The 16,760-nt window shown below is 56.3% G+C and carries 16 protein-coding genes and 2 pseudogenes; 7 read left to right on the top strand and 11 right to left on the bottom strand.

Annotation, left to right across the window (positions count from 1 at the left end; translation table 11 throughout):
- Positions 1–933: A/G-specific adenine glycosylase (mutY, locus tag PCH01S_RS28740; protein ID WP_255246873.1), on the bottom strand; the 933-nt coding region annotated here is incomplete at its 3' end.
- 296 nt (positions 934–1,229) lie between these two features.
- Between mutY and PCH01S_RS28735 the strand changes: the two genes are divergently transcribed.
- Positions 1,230–1,784 (top strand): hypothetical protein, encoded by a 555-nt coding sequence (locus PCH01S_RS28735; RefSeq protein ID WP_042235814.1) that lies wholly within the window; start codon positions 1,230–1,232, stop codon positions 1,782–1,784.
- 449 nt (positions 1,785–2,233) lie between these two features.
- Here the strand turns inward: PCH01S_RS28735 and acpS are convergent, their stop codons facing one another.
- The 10 genes and pseudogenes from acpS to PCH01S_RS28695 form a co-directional block, all read right to left on the bottom strand.
- Positions 2,234–2,620 (bottom strand): holo-ACP synthase, encoded by a 387-nt coding sequence (gene acpS, locus PCH01S_RS28730; RefSeq protein WP_042235813.1) that lies wholly within the window; start codon positions 2,618–2,620, stop codon positions 2,234–2,236.
- Positions 2,621–2,832: 212 nt separating this feature from the next.
- Entirely contained in the window at positions 2,833–3,642 is an 810-nt protein-coding gene (nadE, locus tag PCH01S_RS28725) for an ammonia-dependent NAD(+) synthetase (protein WP_042235810.1), read from the bottom strand.
- 131 nt (positions 3,643–3,773) lie between these two features.
- A pseudogene (locus tag PCH01S_RS31800) lies at positions 3,774–4,052 on the bottom strand (cellulose binding domain-containing protein); the annotation flags it as partial.
- A 27-nt stretch (positions 4,053–4,079) separates the two neighbouring features.
- Positions 4,080–6,059 (bottom strand): annotated as a pseudogene (locus PCH01S_RS28720) (glycosyl hydrolase family 18 protein); the annotation flags it as partial.
- A gap of 469 nt (positions 6,060–6,528) precedes the next feature.
- Positions 6,529–6,963, bottom strand: a complete 435-nt coding sequence (locus PCH01S_RS28715; protein WP_042235804.1) for a BrxA/BrxB family bacilliredoxin — start codon at positions 6,961–6,963, stop codon at positions 6,529–6,531.
- Between the two features lie 126 nt (positions 6,964–7,089).
- A complete protein-coding gene (locus PCH01S_RS31580) occupies positions 7,090–7,218 on the bottom strand; it encodes a hypothetical protein (RefSeq protein WP_255246872.1) in 129 nt (42 codons plus the stop codon).
- Between the two features lie 273 nt (positions 7,219–7,491).
- Complete coding sequence (locus PCH01S_RS28710) at positions 7,492–8,190, bottom strand: PspA/IM30 family protein (RefSeq protein WP_009676348.1); 699 nt, start codon at positions 8,188–8,190, stop codon at positions 7,492–7,494.
- A 2-nt stretch (positions 8,191–8,192) separates the two neighbouring features.
- Positions 8,193–8,708 carry a PspC domain-containing protein gene (locus PCH01S_RS28705; protein WP_042235801.1) on the bottom strand — a complete coding sequence of 172 codons (516 nt, stop codon included), beginning with the start codon at positions 8,706–8,708 and terminating at the stop codon, positions 8,193–8,195.
- A 3-nt stretch (positions 8,709–8,711) separates the two neighbouring features.
- Complete coding sequence (locus PCH01S_RS28700) at positions 8,712–9,374, bottom strand: PspA/IM30 family protein (protein WP_042235798.1); 663 nt, start codon at positions 9,372–9,374, stop codon at positions 8,712–8,714.
- Between the two features lie 35 nt (positions 9,375–9,409).
- The gene (locus PCH01S_RS28695) at positions 9,410–9,703 is read right to left on the bottom strand and encodes a LiaF transmembrane domain-containing protein (RefSeq protein ID WP_042235794.1); all 294 of its coding nucleotides are present in this window, start codon (positions 9,701–9,703) and stop codon (positions 9,410–9,412) included.
- A 225-nt stretch (positions 9,704–9,928) separates the two neighbouring features.
- On the opposite strand from PCH01S_RS28695, the gene PCH01S_RS28690 reads away from it, so the two are divergent.
- From PCH01S_RS28690 to PCH01S_RS28665, 6 genes are all read left to right on the top strand, one after another.
- Positions 9,929–10,996 (top strand): metallophosphoesterase family protein, encoded by a 1,068-nt coding sequence (locus PCH01S_RS28690; RefSeq protein ID WP_042235791.1) that lies wholly within the window; start codon positions 9,929–9,931, stop codon positions 10,994–10,996.
- A gap of 102 nt (positions 10,997–11,098) precedes the next feature.
- Positions 11,099–12,661, top strand: a complete 1,563-nt coding sequence (locus PCH01S_RS28685; RefSeq protein WP_053228804.1) for a spore germination protein — start codon at positions 11,099–11,101, stop codon at positions 12,659–12,661.
- A gap of 15 nt (positions 12,662–12,676) precedes the next feature.
- Entirely contained in the window at positions 12,677–13,873 is a 1,197-nt protein-coding gene (locus PCH01S_RS28680; protein WP_042235788.1) for a Ger(x)C family spore germination protein, read from the top strand.
- A 2-nt stretch (positions 13,874–13,875) separates the two neighbouring features.
- On the top strand, positions 13,876–14,082 hold the full coding sequence (locus tag PCH01S_RS28675) for a hypothetical protein (protein WP_042235786.1): 207 nt from the start codon (positions 13,876–13,878) through the stop codon (positions 14,080–14,082).
- A gap of 113 nt (positions 14,083–14,195) precedes the next feature.
- Positions 14,196–15,293 carry a GerAB/ArcD/ProY family transporter gene (locus tag PCH01S_RS28670; protein WP_042235784.1) on the top strand — a complete coding sequence of 366 codons (1,098 nt, stop codon included), beginning with the start codon at positions 14,196–14,198 and terminating at the stop codon, positions 15,291–15,293.
- Between the two features lie 107 nt (positions 15,294–15,400).
- Positions 15,401–16,675 (top strand): BaiN/RdsA family NAD(P)/FAD-dependent oxidoreductase, encoded by a 1,275-nt coding sequence (locus PCH01S_RS28665; RefSeq protein WP_042235782.1) that lies wholly within the window; start codon positions 15,401–15,403, stop codon positions 16,673–16,675.
- Positions 16,676–16,760: the final 85 nt, after the last annotated feature.

Genomic DNA, 16,760 nt, shown 5'->3' with positions numbered 1-16,760 from the left:
AGCGGCGGCGGCTTCATCCGCCGCCGCGAGAAGCAGCCCCGGCCCACCCGCTGGGCCGGGAGGTTCCGCTGCCGCGAGGGAGCCGCGGGCGCCGCCGGAGGCGGCTGCCCGCAGCTCTACGTGCGGCAGCTCCCACATGCGGGCGAGGAGGCCCTCCTGGGGCCGCTGACGGATAAGAATCCGTCCGGCGTTCTCGCCCTCGCCCTCGATCAGGGCCACAAGCCGCCGCTCCGGCTTCGGCGGCTTGGCCTTGCTCTTCACCGGCAGGGTCTCTTCCCTGCCGGCCAGCCTGCCCGAGCAGTGGTCCATGACCGGGCAGGTCAGGCACTGCGGCGAGCGCGGGGTGCAGACCATGGCGCCGAGTTCCATCAGCGCCTGGTTGAAATCCCCCGCGGAGCCTTCGGGGATGAGATCGCGGGCCAGCCGCTCCATCCCCACTCTTGCGGCGGGCTTCGCGATATCGTCCTCGATGAGGAAGTAGCGCGAAAGCACCCGCATGACGTTGCCGTCGACGGCGGGCTCCGGCTTGTTGTACGCGATGCTGAGAATCGCGCCCGACGTATACGGGCCTACCCCTCTGAGGGAGGAGATGTCCTCCTTCGTGTCCGGCACGATGCCCCCGTAGCGCTCGTGAACCTCGCGTACGGCCTGCTGGAGGTTTCTCGCGCGGGAATAGTAACCCAGCCCTTCCCACGCTTTCAGAACCTCATCCTCGGGGGCTTCGGCCAACGCCTCTACCGTCGGGAACAAATCGACGAACCGGTGGAAATACGGAATCACCGTGTCCACTCTCGTCTGCTGGAGCATTACTTCCGAAATCCAGATATAATACGGGTTGCGACTGCGTCTCCATGGGAGATCGCGGCGATGTATCAAATACCACGCCAACAAATTGGCGGAGAAAAATCGTTTTTGTTCCGTCGGGTATTCCACCGGCGGTGTTTTATCCGTTTTGGATGCCGATTTAGTTTTCTTCGGCTTTTCCGGAACTCGTCCTTCTTCAGCCGGTACCGGCTCATTGGGTTCCTGCTGCCGTTCAAGCTCTGCCACCTGGATTCCCTCTCCTCTCCGGGGCTCACGTTTTGAACACCCACAACCTTTTATTATAAAGCAAAAGAGGGGAGGATGGAACCGTGCGGCCTTTGCTTGTTTTTGCGGGCTGAATTGGGTATTCTTGTCGTATTCGGACTTTTTCGGATGATTGGATTCGGGAACGGAGGTTGTACAAAATGAAAGAAGCCCGAACGGCACCCGGCAGACCGGCCGTGATTCCTTCCGGCTTTCGCTGGCTTGCGCCTTATCTGGCTGTATGGGGCATTCAGGGAATCGTCGCGGCGGCGGTCGATTTCTTTCAGGAATGGATTGATTTAGATTGGCTCGCGCAGGGAATATTCGCGGCGGCCGTGCTTGCCAGCATTGTGATTTGGGTAAAAATGCGCCGCAAAGCCGGCGCCGCGCGCGAAGGTTCCATTTCCCTCGTTATGCTCGCCTTTCCCGCCGTTATGCTGATCGGCGCCGTAGCCGTGCTCGAATATGTGCAGGCGGTCGGCCCTTATTTCGTCGCGCTTCTGAGAGCGTTCCTGCTCTCGGTCGTTTTCGTTCTGCTCGGAGCGGCCGCCGACCGCCGGCTTTTCTGGCTCGGTCTGTGGCTCTTCGCGCTTACGATCGTGATGGCCCTCTGGTATTTGGGCTACTCCGTCGTCATTTTGCAGGGAATGAGCGGCCTCAGCCTGCTCGTTTGCGCCTGGTCCCTGACAAGGCCGCTGACGCCTGTGACGAGATAGCGCCGCAAGTTTTTGCGGCCGCCTGGCTCGTATGCCTTGCCTCACGTGCCGAACTGTCCGCTTGGCCGCAGGCCCGGCGCAGACGGCGCTCCTCTTCGAGGCGCGGCTCCCGGAGCGTGGTGCGGCGCTCGCCTCGCTTACGGCAGTCAACCGCACGGCCCTGTGGGCACAGAATCAGGCAGCTCGGACAGCTTCGGAAACGGGCTGTCTTTTTTTGCGTGGGGAGTTTACACAACGCCCTTACGTATCGCGCGGTGCTCGGCGTCACATGACGGTGGTCGCCTCTTGTACAGTGCTCCGTCGGCCCGCTATGGCAGCACACACGGACTGTAATCAGGAGAACGCCCGATTATGGCTCTCCGTTTCGCTTGCCGAGGCCCGCTAAGCCTCTCCTATGCCTTCATATACGCCCATTACCGTCAGTATCCCGCCTTCAACCTTTTCTCTGGCTAAGGCCGCTCGACAACCGCGTAGGCCGCCGCCATCGTATCCGTGTGCGTGATGCTCAAATGAACGACAACATCCTGTCCGAGCCCCAGACGCTGCCTGGCTCCCTCGGATAAGAAGCAATGAGGCTTGCCCGCCTCGTCCGGAAGGACGCTGACGTCATGAAAGCCCGCCTGGCGGCCGATTCCGCATCCCAGCGCCTTCACTACGGCCTCTTTCGCGGCAAAACGTCCTGCCGTAAACTCGGCCAGCCTGCCTCTTTTTCCGGCCGCAAGCTGCTGCTCTTCTTCGGTTAAAATCCTCCGCATGAACCGATCTCCGCTCTTTTCCCGCAGTAATCCCGCTACACGGGCGATGTCAACCATGTCCATTCCGACTCCGATAATCATGTGCACGCCTCCGTTACTCATTTTTTTCCGTTTCGTTCACCTTGCCTGATTGTGGCACGGCCATTCCGCAAGGTCAAGCCGGGACGCGGCCACTCGCATACGCCAAAGAAGCGAAAGAGCTCCGCTCCTCCGCTTCTTTATCTTTTCCCCGAAAAAGGACATGTCTCCAAACGAAACGAACATACCGGGCAAATTTCCGACTGAACGCGGATTTAGATGCCGGGAATGCGGCCGCGCTTATGTCTCGTTTTCATATAATGCTTCTCGAGTTTCTCCGCGGCGGCCGGATTGATCTCTTTGCCTTCCAGATAGTCGCTGTTGTCCTCGTAGCTGACTCCAAGCTCCTTCTCGTCCGTCTGCCCTTCCCACAGTCCTGCAGTCGGCGCTTTATGAAGGACGCTGTCCGGAACGCCCAGTTCGGCCGCCAGAGCGCGTACCTGACGCTTGTTGAGGGAGCTGAGCGGAGTGATATCGACGGCGCCGTCGCCCCACTTCGTAAAGAAACCCGTAATCGCCTCGGAAGCATGATCCGTACCCACGACGAGCAGGTTCATTTCGAAGGCGATGGCGTACTGGACGACCATCCGTGTTCTCGCCTTCACGTTACCTTTGCCTTCTTTGCTCATATGACGGGAGTCTCCCGCATTTTTCAGGCTGAATTCGACTTCGAGCGCGATCTCGTTCACCGTTTCTTCGATATTGGTTTCCATGCGGTATTTGAGATTGAACGCTTCTGCCGTCGCATAGCTGTCATGAATATCCTCTTGTGTGCCGTACGGCTGGAAGACGCCGACTGTCTTATACTCTTTGCCGCTCTCTTTCGTCAGCTCGTCCGTCGCTATTTTGCACAGGCCGGCGGCAACGGCGCTGTCGATGCCCCCGCTGATGGCAATCAGCAGACCGGATACGCCGGCCGATTTTACATACTGTTTCAGGAAATCTACGCGACTGCGGATTTCTTCCTGAACGTCGATCTGCGGTTTAACGCCAAGTTCCCGGATAATCTCCTGCTGCAGGCTCATTAAAAAAATCCTCCTTCTCCACACCTAAGGTTTGAACTTATCTTACCACAAAGAAAACCGCCCCAACCACCAAAAGGATGGCCGGGACGGTTTTTGATGTCAGATTACCTCACTTCAAAATCCGCAGCGGATTAGCTGCCTGTTACCACAATATTCGTCGGCTGGGCTTTGACAAGTCCCGCTCCTCCGAAAGTAACGGTAGCTCCGGGCTGAAGCGTGTTGTTCCAGCCTGCGCCTTTGATCACGAAATGGTTATTGGCGGAACTGACGATGGATGCATCCCAGACGGATGTGATGCTTCCCGTATAGTCGAATTCCAGCTTCCAGTTCGTGATCGGGGTCGTTCCCGTGTTCTTGATGGAGAAGCTGAAGTTGTAGCCCGTTCCCCAATCGCTCGTGACCGTGAAGGTCGGCTGAACCGGAGAGCCCGGGTTCGTCGCCGCGTCCGTCGTAACGGTTACGGAAGCCGGGGCAGATACGTTGCCCGCCGCATCCTTCGCTTTGACCGTGAACGTGTAGGCCGTGCTCGGCGTAAGGTCAGTCACGTTCAGGCTTGTCGCCGTCGTGGAGACGGTTTTCGTGCCGTAAGTGACATCATAGCCCGTAACGCCGATGTTATCCGTCGCGGCCGTCCAGCTCAGTGCCACGCTGGTCGATGTTTTGCCGGTGGAGACCAGATTCGTGACCGCTGTCGGAGCCTGGGTATCCGGGGTTGTCGTTCCGCCGTCCGTCGTGACGGTTACGGAGGCCGGGGCAGATACGTTGCCCGCCGCGTCTTTCGCTTTTACCGTGAACGTATAAGCGGTATTGGCCGTCAGGCCCGTAATGTTGGCGGTCGTTCCCGGCACGTTGACTTTCGTCGTGCCGTAGGACACTTCATAACCGGCAACGCCGACGTTATCCGTCGATGCGGTCCAGCTCAAGGTGACGCTCGTGGATGTTTTGCCCGTGGAGACCAGATTCGTAACCGCCGTCGGAGCCTGGGTGTCCGGTACGGCAGGGCTCATAAGGTCGGCCGCCACTTTGTCGAGAAGCTTTATCGTACAGGAGAACTTAGGGCTGGTACGGCAGTCGGAGCTGGTCTCCCAGAACATCGCGCCGGCCAGGCCTTTGCTTTTGATATAAGCCGTTTTGGCGGCAATGGATTGCGTATCTTCATAGGAGATGAACGTGCCGCTCGTCGGGTTGAACAGATACGGCGTTTTGGTCGTGTCGTTCCAGTAACGGGTGAAGCCGTTCTTGTTCACGTAATTGGCCATGATATCGCCGTAATCGAACGTGCCGCTGTTGCCGGACGCCCAGTCGTCCCATGTGCCGGTCGGCAGAACGTTACCGTCCCAGCCCCCTACGCAGGTCTGGTACTGGCCGTCATTGTTCGGTCCGGGAGGGCAGCCCTTCCAGCCCTTGCCGTAGAAAGGAAGACCGAGCACCAGCTTGTTGGCCGGGACGCCCGACTGGAAGTAAATATCGATCGCGTCGCTCGTGTTGTACTTCTTGATGTCACCCGTGGACGGATCGTTCGGGTCCGGGTAAAGCGCAGCGTTGTGATTGGTTGATTTTTCCCAGCCGCCGTGGAAATCATAGGTCATGATATTGATCCAGTCGACCGTTTTGGCGATTTCGGAAAGCTCCGTATTGTTGGCAAACTTCTGACTGGCGCCGGACGCGATGGTCAAGAGATATTTCTTGCCGTCCGCAGTTCCGGCCGCGTCCAGCTTCTCACGGACTTTTTTGAGCAGAAGTGTGTAGTTCTGCTTATCCGCAGGGCTGTACGTGTTGCCGGACAGGCCGCCCGCTACGGGATACTCCCAGTCCAAATCCACACCGTCAAAACCGTAGGTGCGGATAAATTCGACTGCGGAGTTGGCGAACGTTTCACGCGTGGCAGCGTTGGCCGCCACGTCGGAGAAACGGTTGGACCAGGTCCATCCGCCCACGGAGATGAGCGTTTTGAGCGACGGGTTCTTTTTCTTCAGGTCGCGCAGACCCGCAAAATTGCCGCAAAGCGCCTTCTGGTCGCACTCTTCGTACGAATAACCGCTGTACGGCGTGTTCACGTCCGCCCAAGGCTCTCCGAGCACGATCGTTCCGTTCGGAACGGACTTGGACTGGAGAGGCACGTGGGAATCCGTGCAGGACCAGGTCTGTTTGTTAGGGCTGTCGGTCGAGTTGTTGCCGTGCACGCCTCCCCAGCAAATGTCGGCGAAAGCATAATTCAAATGAGTCATTTTGGAGCCGTCGATATCCTTGACCTGATAATTGCGTCCGTATATTCCCCAAGAGGTGAAATACCCGACGATTTTGGCCGGTTCGGCCGCCGAAGCTGTGCCCGCGCCCGTATTGAACAAGGGGAGCAGCGCCAGAAGCAGCGCAAAGAAGCCCAGCCAGGTCATTTTTATTCTTTTGTTGCTTTTCATTTATTTCCCTTCTTTCTCGTTTTAGTGGACGATCTTTTTCGAATTTTAGTAAACGCTTTCAAAAAACCTCCTTTTGATTGCTTCGTCCTGAAGCTTTGTTAATCAGCGTCATCCCGCCGTTCGTACTTGCTCCGCTCATTCCGATTTTTATCCGCTCATTCACCTCCTCCGGGCCGCATGAAAAAAAATCATGCCACCTCCGGATTCAGGCTGTTCATTTTACACTCACGTCCACGGACGTTTCCCGATCCCCACATCTTGGAAACGCTCTCTTTATATTAAAACTTTACTCAATTCCTCCGGGCTGGGCTATAGTCTGATATGCTCAACGTGTTAGGGCCACATGACTAATTTAAGCCGTACGCCGCGCGAAGCCCTCCCTCGGACAAGAAAAAAGCCCCCGCTTCCGTCAAAAGACGGCCGCGGGAGCTTGCTCTATTCGGAACGAACCGGTTAACGGGTCCCGTTCTTATTTGCAGTACTTTTCGAAGGCATCCGTCAGATCGCCGGCAATCATGTCGGCGGAACGGTCTTCGATTTGGTGGCGCTGGATAAAGTGGACCAGCTGACCGTCTTTAAAAAGCGCGATCGAAGGCGACGAAGGCGGATAAGGCGCCAAATATTCGCGGGCTTTAGCCGTCGCTTCTTTCTCCTGACCGGCAAAAACCGTGTACAGGTGATCCGGCTTCACTTCGTTCTGCAGAGCTTTGGCAACGCCGGGACGGCACTGTCCAGCCGCGCAGCCGCAAACGGAGTTGATAACGAGCAGCAGTGTTCCTTCCGAATTCTCCAGCGCTTCCGCTGCCTGCTCGGGCGTCAAAAGCTCCTTTACGCCGATGCGGGTTAAATCCTCACGCATTGGTTGTACCATGTCTCTCATATATGAGTCAAAAGACATCACCATAATCGGTTCACTCCCCTGTGATCAATGTCATGGACATTTTCTTTTCCATTCCTATTATACAATCGGTGGAAAAGAAAGCAAAGGGGCTGGATAAGATCCATCGCATCCGCAAGGCTCTAAATGCCGCTAAGTCGCGGGAAAATTCGGCCCGCTTAGTTTTTTGTCGACACCGCCGGATTCGGACGGGGTGCTTTTGCGCTGCTTGTTTTCCTTTTCGTGAATATCCTGCTCTTTGGAATTGTTGGATTTAGCCATTCGAGGTTCATCTCCTTTCTTTTCCGTAGTATGCGCACCGCATTGGAGGGCAATTCGCTCTTATCGCCTGTGCGGAACCGCGTCGCATGATCGGTCAACCAACCAGGGAGCGGGCAGAAAAAAAGCCTCCGGAGTCCGATCTCCGAAGGCATGGCAGGTATAACTGTGCAAGAGGTGCCGCTTACTAGCGGTAAGAACCGGCCGGAGGCGGGCGGAATTCCTGCTCTGAATTCCGGCGCCTGCCGGTCAGTCATTAGGCTGTCGCGAAGCCGATTACTTCTCGGCTTTCGTACCGCCGATTTTGTTTTTCAACTGCTGGAGCTGCTCGTCGACTTTGGCCTGCTTGGCGGAATCGGACGGGTTGTAGCTGGACACGCTGCTGTAACCGGATGCCGGTACGTAAGGCTTGCGGGCGATTTCCGCTTCCACTTCCAGCTGGATGATTTTCTCCTCAATGCGCTGGAAGCCTCTGGAAGCATTGCCGCTTTCGATCACGCCGTTGTAGCTCACTTGCGCCATTTGCTTTTTCGCTTTGGCCAGCTGGGTGCGGGCCACAAGCTCGTTGCGCTTGTTGCGCAGCTTGTAATACTCGTCTTTCATGTCGTGAAGCTGTTGGGTCAGTTCAGACGCATGACCTTTGGAAGCTTCGTGAAGATCGGTATACTCGGCGATTTTCTCGTCGTGGTACAGTTTTTCTTCAAGCGCTTGGCGTGCCGCTTGCTCCTCGCCGTCTTTCAGCGCGGCTGCCGCTCTGCCTTCACGGTCGGCGGACAGGCGTACGCTTTCTTCCAGGCGCTGTTTCAGCTTGCGCTCGTTGGCGATTTGCTTCGCCACGGTCACTTCCGCTTTCGCGATTTCTTCTTCCATGTCGCGGATATACTGGTTGAGCATAACGACCGGATCTTCGACTTTATCCAATACCTCGTGAATAGACGCCTTAGTCATATCTTTAATTCTCGAAAAAACTCCCATGTTTATACATCTCCTTTGGAATCGTTATTAGTTGGTTTTTGATGCTTTTCCAGGCGGTCGAGTTTGCCGCGAAGCTCCTCGATTTCGCGCTGCATCGCTTTTTTCTCGATATCTTTCATCATTTCATCAATATTGTCAGCCTTAGGCGATCCGAAAGAGGAACCCGCGGCGGACTGCTGTCTGCCGTTTCTGGCTTCTTTGCCGTTCCAGCCGTTGTAAGCTTGGTTGCCGCCGTAAGAGCCGCCGTAGTTATTGTTGTTGTTGTTGCCGTAAGGGCCGTAGGAGTCTCCGCCGTACGGGCCCGGTCCGTAAGGACCGCGCGGTGGGTCGAAGCCCGGTTCCTTCGGAACGATAAAGCTGGCGATGAAGTAAAGCAGGATCAGCGAACCGCTGGTGATGAACACCGCGACGACTGTGAGCAGCCGCAGCAGGGTTGCATCGACGTTCAACACTTCCGCAAGTCCGCCGCAAAGTCCCGTTACTTTCTTGTCGGTACGCGAGCGGTATAGTTTTTTCATGTATTATGACTCCTCCCGGTTAATCTTGCGGCGCAGCGCCTCAAGCTCCTTCTCTAAAGCCGGATTCGAGTTCTGGGAGCCGCCCTCCCGGGTTGTACGGCGCAGGTCGCGAAGGACGTGTGCCTGCATCTCCATATCGGATACGTGCTCTTCCATCCGGTAAAACATGCGGGGCGACGAGGAACCGTCTCCGTAACCCGTGCGTGAGTTCAGCCGCTGCTGCAGTCTCGCCGACTCCATGCGGGCCATGTAGTAGCCCCGCTTGTCGAGCACTTCCTGATAATCGGCGCGCATGGCCTGAAGCTCTTCTTCCAGCTCGGCGGCCGACTGTCCGGCCTGCTCGTAGAGGCCGCGATACTGATCGCTGCGCTCTTCGGCCTGAAGCTTCTCGTGAAGGATCAGGCGGGCCATGTTCTCTTCGCCCGCTTTCAGGGCGAGTGCGGCCTGCTGCTCGCGTTTCTCTTTCGTTTCCAGTGCGCTTAAGTATTGTTGTCTCAGCGAGGAGGCATGCGCCGTACACTGCTGATACAAACGCTCGCTTTGCATGAGCTGTTCTCTCTTGGCGGAGAGATATTGGTCGATCAGGCGGATGGGATCTTCGCTTTCTTCCAGCCGCTCGTTCAGCGTTGCTACCGTTATATCACGAATTCGTTTCAGAATGCTCATTGTATTTACCACCTTCTTTTATCAGCGTCTTGGTCTTAGGAATTGGACGTGCCTTTCAGCATCGATACACCGAACGCGATCATGGCGACAGCGATCAGGATAATGAACAATGTCGTCATTTTGCCTAGAAGGGCGAAGATACCGAGGAGGGCGATTACCCAGCCCAGCTTGCTGCCTCTCTGAATCCCGAAGTAGCCGACCACGACCATTCCGATCGGAATCAGGTAACTCATAATCGGTCCCAGGTGAATACCCAGTTTGCCGAGAATCAGCCAGGCTCCGAATGCGATCAGCACGATCGCGAGGCCCATGTTAGGATTGCGTTTCATCTTTTGCGTCACCGCCTTTCGTTGTCGTTATCTTATGTCTTTATTCTAGTCGACAGCGGCATTCGCCAAAACGGACTCGCGGCGGTTTTTGGTCCTGGACCTAAGTCGGGGCCGTTATCCGACCTCAGGATAAGCGGGCTCCGGCCCGGGTCGTACGCATAAAAAACAGGCACCAAGGAACACTAGCCCAAATGACCCTGACTATGGAGACGGAGGTGTTGGGCCGTGAAACATTTTCAGCGTGCCGCCGCGGTTTTGCTGGCCTGCTGCACAGCCGTCTGCCTTCTGCCTCTGGGCCGGCAGACGATCCCTGCGGCAGAAGCTTTGCTTGCCGCAGCGCCACCGCAGGACTCCGGGCAGCAAACCGGAGCCGAAGCCGGTGCGGACGGCGGACGGACGGCTTCTCCGGAAGAGACGAACCGGGCGCTGCTGACGTTTTCCGTGCTGAGCGACATTCATATCGAGGCGCACGACAAGCTCTCGCAGGATCTCCTGCGGAAGGCTTTGCTGGATCATGCGGCTCTGGCGCCGGACAGCGGCATGATGGTGCTGAACGGCGACTTGACCGACGGCAATCCGGGGGATTATAACGCGCTGGCAGCAGTGCTGAACGCCATGCCCCATCCGCCCCTTCATGCGACAATGGGCAATCACGAGTATTACCGGATGTGGCGTACGCCGTTCGGCTCTGTCGATACGAGCCGGCTCAATCCGTTCTGGTCCACACGCGAGGCGGTCGGGCTGTTCACGCGCTGCTTCGGCTACGAGAAGCCCTACCATGCGGCGGAGATGGCCGGTTACACGTTCATCTTCCTCAGCGGGGAAGGCTACCGGGACGTCGTCAAAGATGCCCGGGAGGACGCTTACTTGTCGGCAGAGCAGATGAACTGGCTCGGCGGACGCTTGTCCGAGGCTTCCAGGACGCACCCCGGCAGGCCGGTCTTCGTCTTCCTGCACCAGCCGCTGGTCCATACGCTGAAAGGCTCCGGGCAGGAGCGGGGCGTAACGGACTATAAGGCTTTCCGCCGCGTATTGGCGGATTATCCGCAGGCCGTTCTTTTCTCCGGCCACTCCCATCTCGACTGGAGTCTGGGCGGCCAGGCGGTCCGGACCGACTTTCTTTCCGTCGGATCTTCCTCGGTACGGAGAGTGTTGAATTTCGATCAAAAGCCGGTAAATCCGGCTAAAAGCGAAAGTCTTCTTGTCCAGGTATATCCGGACAAGCTGGTCATCCGGGTCCGGGAGCATTACAGCCGGTCGTGGATCGGTACCTACGTTCACGAGCTGCGATGAAACATCTATGAACATGCGGCGGCGCTTTTGGCCGCCGCTTCGGCGCAGCCGCCGCCCGTTAATTAATCCTGCTCCATTTAATATGAAAGGAAGGAAATCCGCGTGGCCTCTTCGTTTACTCCCTTTCCCCGCCCCGGCTATTCGGAGTTGTACCAGGAACGATTAAGCCGCAGTCTCCCGTTTAATATTCTCCGGACGCGACAGGTTACGGGGGAGAGCGCGGACATCCAGCATCGCGAATTCCGGGCGGGGGCAGCCGGGCAAAACGGGATCAAGGCGGCTCTCTTCTATACGGAAGGCTTGGTGGAGAATCGGGCGATAGACCAGTTCGTCCTCCAGCCGATCATGATGCAGATGAAAAGCCTGGATACCGAAACCGGGCATGCGGCAGACCTCATGACGCTGCTGGAGGACTACTATATCCCCGCATCGGGCGTTCAGCGCGTCGAAAATATGGGACGCGTCATTGAACTGCTTAACAGCGGCAGCACCATCCTTTACCTGGACGGCGTCGATACGGCGCTGGCGGTCGATCTTACCGGCTGGAAAGAACGGGCCATCGAGGAACCGTCCAGCCAAGGAGTCATTCGCGGGCCGAAGGCCGGGTTCACGGAGTCCATCAAGACGAACCTGTCGCTCGTGCGCCGGAGAATCAACGACGCCAGCCTCCGGTACGACGGCCAGAAAATCGGCGAGATTACCAAGACGAGCATCGTTGTCGCTTATATCAACGGAATCGTGAACGAGGATGTTCTGGCGGAGCTGAAGCGCCGGCTGAGCCTGATCCAAACCGATTCGATCCTCGAAAGCGGATATGTGGAGGAATTCATCCAGGAAACGAGCTGGAGTCCGTTCCCTACTTTGTATTCAAGCGAGCGTCCTGATGTCGTCGCCGCACAACTGCTGGAGGGCCGGGTAGCCGTGTTTGTCGACGGCACTCCTTTTGTGCTGGTGGCGCCAGCTCTGTTCGGGGAATTCTTTCATTCCCCCGAAGATTATTATAACCGGGCGGATATCAGCTCGCTGCTTCGGCTGCTGCGGTTCGTCAGCTTTCTGATCGCTTTGCTGGGACCCTCCATATATATCGCCATTACGACCTTTCATCAGGAAATGCTGCCCACGGACCTGCTGTTTTCTCTGGCTTCCCAGAGAGAGGGAGTGCCGTTCCCCGCTCTGTTGGAGGCTTATTTAATGGAAATCACCTTCGAAATTATCCGCGAGGCCGGTATCCGCATGCCCCGGGCGATCGGACAAGCGGTTTCGATCGTCGGAACGCTCGTTATCGGCCAGGCCGCCGTAGATGCGGGAATCGTGTCGGCCGCCATGGTTATCGTCGTCTCTATCACGGCGATCTCAAGCTTCGTTATTCCCGCCTACAATTTATCGATTTCCGTGCGGATTCTGCGCTTTCTGTTCATGCTGCTCGCCGCTACCTTCGGGCTGTTCGGCGTTTCGACGGGACTGATTCTGCTCGCCCTTCATCTCTGCCATATGTCCTCCTTCGGAGTCCCTTATATGGCACCGTTCGCGCCTTTCCAGCTGAACGAGCAGAAGGACACGCTGATCCGGATGCCACAGTGGCTGCTGAACAAACGGCCGAGACTGCTCAGCCGCAATACGTGGCGGCAGCCCCCTCCCGATAAAAATCCCGCACCCCGCAAGTAAAGGAGGCTGCTCGCTATGCTTAAACGACTAACCGGTTTGCTTGCTCCGCTTCTGGCTTTGTGCATCGTGACCGGCTGCTGGAGCAAAAGGGAGATGAACGAGCTGGCCATCGTGGTCGGCATCGGCGTGGATAAGATCGATTCGCAGATTAAAGTCACCTTCCAGGTCGTCGATCCGGGCGAAGTCGCTCCCAAGAAGAGCTCAGGAGGCCGCTCTCCCATTACCGTTTATGAATCGAAGGGAGACACATACCTTGAGGCCATGCGAAAAATCACAACCAAGAGTCCGCGCCAGATGTATCCCTCGCATCTGCGTGTGCTGGTGATCGGAGAATCCATCGCCAGAGAGGGCCTCTCCGAAATACTCGATATTTTTACGAGAGACTGGGAGCACCGGTCCGACTTTATCGCTCTCGTGTCCAAAGGAAGCCCGGCCGGTGAAATATTAAAGGTCCTTACTCCGATCGATAAAATTCCGGCGAACGAGCTGTACAGCTCACTGGAAACGGCGGAGAAGAAGTGGGCTCCCGTGTCCGTCGTGACCCTGGATAAGCTGATTAACAACATGACGGAGACGGGCAAGGAGAGCGTCCTCTCGGCCGTTATATTGAAAGGTCCTGCCGATAAGGGGCAAGAGCGGAACAATATCGATCAAATCAAACCCGAAACTTATTTGCAGTACGCCGGCTTAAGCGTATTTAAAAAAGACAAACTGCTGGGGTGGATGAATGAGTCGGAGAGCAAAGGATATAATTACATAACAGATAACATACACAGCACCGTTCACAAAGCGGCCTGTCCAGGCGGTGGCATCGCCGTTCTCGATCTTATCCGCAGCAAGACCAACGTTAAAGCCCGGATGAAAAACGGAAAGCCCGTCATCCTGATTTCGCTCCGTTCCGAAGAGAACATAGGAGAAATGAGATGCGTCATAGATCTTCGTAAGAGAGAGAACATTCGATACCTCGAAAAATCCGTGGCCGACGATATCCGCAGACGAATGCAGGACTCCATCGGCAGGGCAAGGGATTTGGGGAGCGATATATTCGGCTTCGGCAAAAAAGTGTACCAGAAATACCCGGCCTACTGGAAACAGGCCAAAGAAGAATGGACGTCGGTCTTCCGGGAGCTTCCGATCGAGTATGACATCCAGGTGAATATCCGGCAGCTCGGACGGTCCAATAACTCGTTCATCAACCGGTTGGAGGATTAACAATGCTGGCCGTTACGATTATCTGGCTGGCGGGCATCGCGCTGGGGGCGTTCCAGGTCCCGACGCTTTGGAAACGAAGACTGCTGAAAGATTTGGCGGCGTTCGCCGTCCTGCTTCTGTCGGGACTGGTCCTGTCCACTTTCCTGGCCTTGTCCGTTCCTATTCCGAAGCCGCTGGATGTGGTTAACTTTCTGATCGGCCGCAAATAACCCCGTTCTTGCGCGATGGCCCGGGTTCCTTTACCGGCGTCTGACCCGCCCTTATTAACGCGAAACCGAAATTCAGCCCGAGATACGGCTGTAGCCGAGAGGAGCTGTGCCTATTGGACCGGCTGAATCCCAGACAACTGACCATGCTCGCGACCATGTATTATATAGGAAGCTCCATTTTGGTCAGCCCCGCCTATTTGGCGGAACGAGCCGGCAATGACGCATGGATTTCGGGTCTTCTCGGCCTGATGATCGGCTTCCTGCCGCTGCTGTTGATCTATGCGCTGGAAAAATCGTATCCCGGCAAGCACCTGGGCCAAATTTTCGAATCCGCGCTCGGCAAACTGACGGGCAGAATCATCGGGTTTGCGTATTTTTTAACCTACCCGATGGGAATCATTACGCTTTCTCTCCGGGACATCGGAGATTTTCTGACCACTTCGCTGCTTCGGGATACACCTCTTGAGGTTCTGATTTTATTTACGCTTGTCGTCATCAGCATCGCCGTACGCCTTGGCATCGGCACGATAAGCCGGACTGCGGAGCTTTTTTTTCCGTGGGTAATCCTGCTCATCCTGCTGCTGCTTGTGTTCGTCGCGCCCAAAGCCGATATCGAGAACATAGAGCCCGTTCTCGCTTCCGGCTGGCAGCCGGTCATGGCCGCCTCGCTGTCGCTGGCCGGTTTTCCTTTTATGGAACACTGTCTGTTTATGACGGTATTTGCGAATGTAAAAGGAAAGTCTTCCCTCGCGCTGCAACTGGGCAAAGGAACGCTTATATCGGGACTGCTCATCGTGCTCGTTGTATTCATGTGTCTGGCTGTGCTGAATCCCGGCAAAACGGCCACTTACGTGTTTCCGACTTACGAGCTCGGCAAGCTGATCGAATTCGGCCAGTTTGTCCGCCGTATTGAGGTTATCGTCGCTTTTATCTGGTTTTTTACGATCTTTTTCCGGGTCTCGTTTGTCCTTTATTCCATGGTGACGGGCCTTTCTTATCTGCTGAAGCTTCACGATTACCGCGTCATTACGTTCCCGGTGGCCGTTATTTCGGGCGCCCTGGCGCTCCTGTGGTACCCCAATATTACCGAGCTCAACAATTTTTCGAAAATGTGGACCTATATCACGCTTTTGTCCGGGCTCGGACTTCCGATCCTGCTGCTTGGGGGTTCCGCGGTTCAAAAAATGTTCCGGGGTCCGAAACCCCCGTGAAATTCGGTATAGAGTCCCTCCGGCGGAGCATCCCCTTCCGGTTTGAAAAGCGGACGATCCGTGATATGATCGAATAAAATTCGAAGGTTCAGGGAGTTAACAACTACATGATTTACGATGTCATTATTATCGGCGGCGGTTCGGCGGGCCTCATGGCCGGCGTTGCCGCAAGCGCGAACGGAGCCCGTGTGCTTCTACTGGACAAAGGCGACAAATTGGGCCGGAAGCTTGGCATTTCGGGCGGCGGACGGTGCAACGTCACGAACAATAAGGAAATGGACGAGCTGATCCGGCACATTCCCGGCAATGGCCGTTTTTTATACAGCGCCTTCTCTCATTTCAACAACCAAGATATTATCGCTTTCTTTGAAAATCTCGGCATCCGGCTGAAAGAGGAAGACAACGGGCGCATGTTCCCCGTTTCGGACAAAGCCAAAACGGTGGTCGATACGCTGATCCGCCAAGTGCGGAGCCAGGGCGTGACCATCCGCACCAACTGCTCCGTGGACCGCGTGCTTTACGAGGATGGCCGGACGACCGGCGTGCGGCTGCAGAACGGGGAGACGCTGCACGGCAAAAGCGTCATCGTCGCTTCCGGCGGCAAGTCCGTGCCGCACACAGGCTCGACGGGTGATGGCTACGCTTGGGCTGAGGCGGCCGGTCATACCATTACCGAGCTTTTTCCCACGGAAGTGCCTCTCACTTCGGCCGAGCCTTTTATCAAAAGCCGAGAGCTGCAAGGCTTGTCGCTGCGCAATGCGGCACTTACCGTATGGAATGCCAAGGGCAAGAAGCTGATTACTCATCAGGGCGATATGATTTTTACGCATTTCGGGATCTCCGGCCCCATTTCCCTGCGGTGCAGCCAGTTCGTCGTCAAGGAACTCCGGAAATCGCAAAAGGGCAGCGTCGGGCTGACTATAGACCTGTTTCCAGACCAGAGTACCGAGGAAGTGTACGAGCATACCCTGGCATTGGCCGCGGCCGAACCGAAACGCGCGATCAAGAACGTGCTGAAGGGCGCCGTCTCCGAGCGGCTCATTCCCCTTCTGCTTCGGAATGCGGGGCTGGACGAAAATCTTACCCACGCCAATCTACCCAAACAGGAGTGGATGGAGCTCAGCAAGCTCCTGAAAGCTTTTCTGATCCTCATCAACGGCACCTTATCCATCGAGGAGGCCTTCGTCACCGGCGGAGGCGTGAACCTGAAAGAAATCGATCCGCGGACGATGGAGTCCAAGCTGACGGAGGGCCTGTTTTTTTGCGGCGAGGTGCTTGACATTCACGGGTATACCGGCGGCTACAACATTACGGCGGCTTTCGCCACAGGCTATACGGCCGGCAAGCATGCGGCTATGCGGGCGGGGGAAGCGGCCGTTTAGAGGTACGAAGATAGATGTGAGAACAAAGAAAACGAGAAAACCAGCTCCTCTTTTCGGAGTGCTGGTTTTTTTGTTCTTCCTAATA

Source organism: Paenibacillus chitinolyticus NBRC 15660, assembly GCF_000739915.1.
GTDB lineage: Bacteria > Bacillota > Bacilli > Paenibacillales > NBRC-103111 > Paenibacillus_F > Paenibacillus_F chitinolyticus.
The sequence above is the reverse complement of the archived record's forward strand: the minus strand, read 5'-3'. Positions and strand labels throughout refer to the sequence as shown.

Excerpts from the sequence above, each read along its gene's own strand:
- PCH01S_RS28710 (WP_009676348.1), bottom strand. The coding sequence starts at position 8,190 with ATGGGAGTTTTTTCGAGAATTAAAGATATGACTAAGGCGTCTATTCAC.
- nadE (WP_042235810.1), bottom strand. The coding sequence starts at position 3,642 with ATGAGCCTGCAGCAGGAGATTATCCGGGAACTTGGCGTTAAACCGCAG.
- PCH01S_RS31580 (WP_255246872.1), bottom strand. The coding sequence starts at position 7,218 with ATGGCTAAATCCAACAATTCCAAAGAGCAGGATATTCACGAAAAGGAA.
- PCH01S_RS28705 (WP_042235801.1), bottom strand. The coding sequence starts at position 8,708 with ATGAAAAAACTATACCGCTCGCGTACCGACAAGAAAGTAACGGGACTT.
- PCH01S_RS28680 (WP_042235788.1), top strand. The coding sequence starts at position 12,677 with ATGCTTAAACGACTAACCGGTTTGCTTGCTCCGCTTCTGGCTTTGTGC.
- PCH01S_RS28700 (WP_042235798.1), bottom strand. The coding sequence starts at position 9,374 with ATGAGCATTCTGAAACGAATTCGTGATATAACGGTAGCAACGCTGAAC.
- PCH01S_RS28715 (WP_042235804.1), bottom strand. The coding sequence starts at position 6,963 with ATGGTGATGTCTTTTGACTCATATATGAGAGACATGGTACAACCAATG.
- PCH01S_RS28665 (WP_042235782.1), top strand. The coding sequence starts at position 15,401 with ATGATTTACGATGTCATTATTATCGGCGGCGGTTCGGCGGGCCTCATG.
- PCH01S_RS28695 (WP_042235794.1), bottom strand. The coding sequence starts at position 9,703 with ATGAAACGCAATCCTAACATGGGCCTCGCGATCGTGCTGATCGCATTC.
- PCH01S_RS28735 (WP_042235814.1), top strand. The coding sequence starts at position 1,230 with ATGAAAGAAGCCCGAACGGCACCCGGCAGACCGGCCGTGATTCCTTCC.
- acpS (WP_042235813.1), bottom strand. The coding sequence starts at position 2,620 with ATGATTATCGGAGTCGGAATGGACATGGTTGACATCGCCCGTGTAGCG.
- PCH01S_RS28675 (WP_042235786.1), top strand. The coding sequence starts at position 13,876 with ATGCTGGCCGTTACGATTATCTGGCTGGCGGGCATCGCGCTGGGGGCG.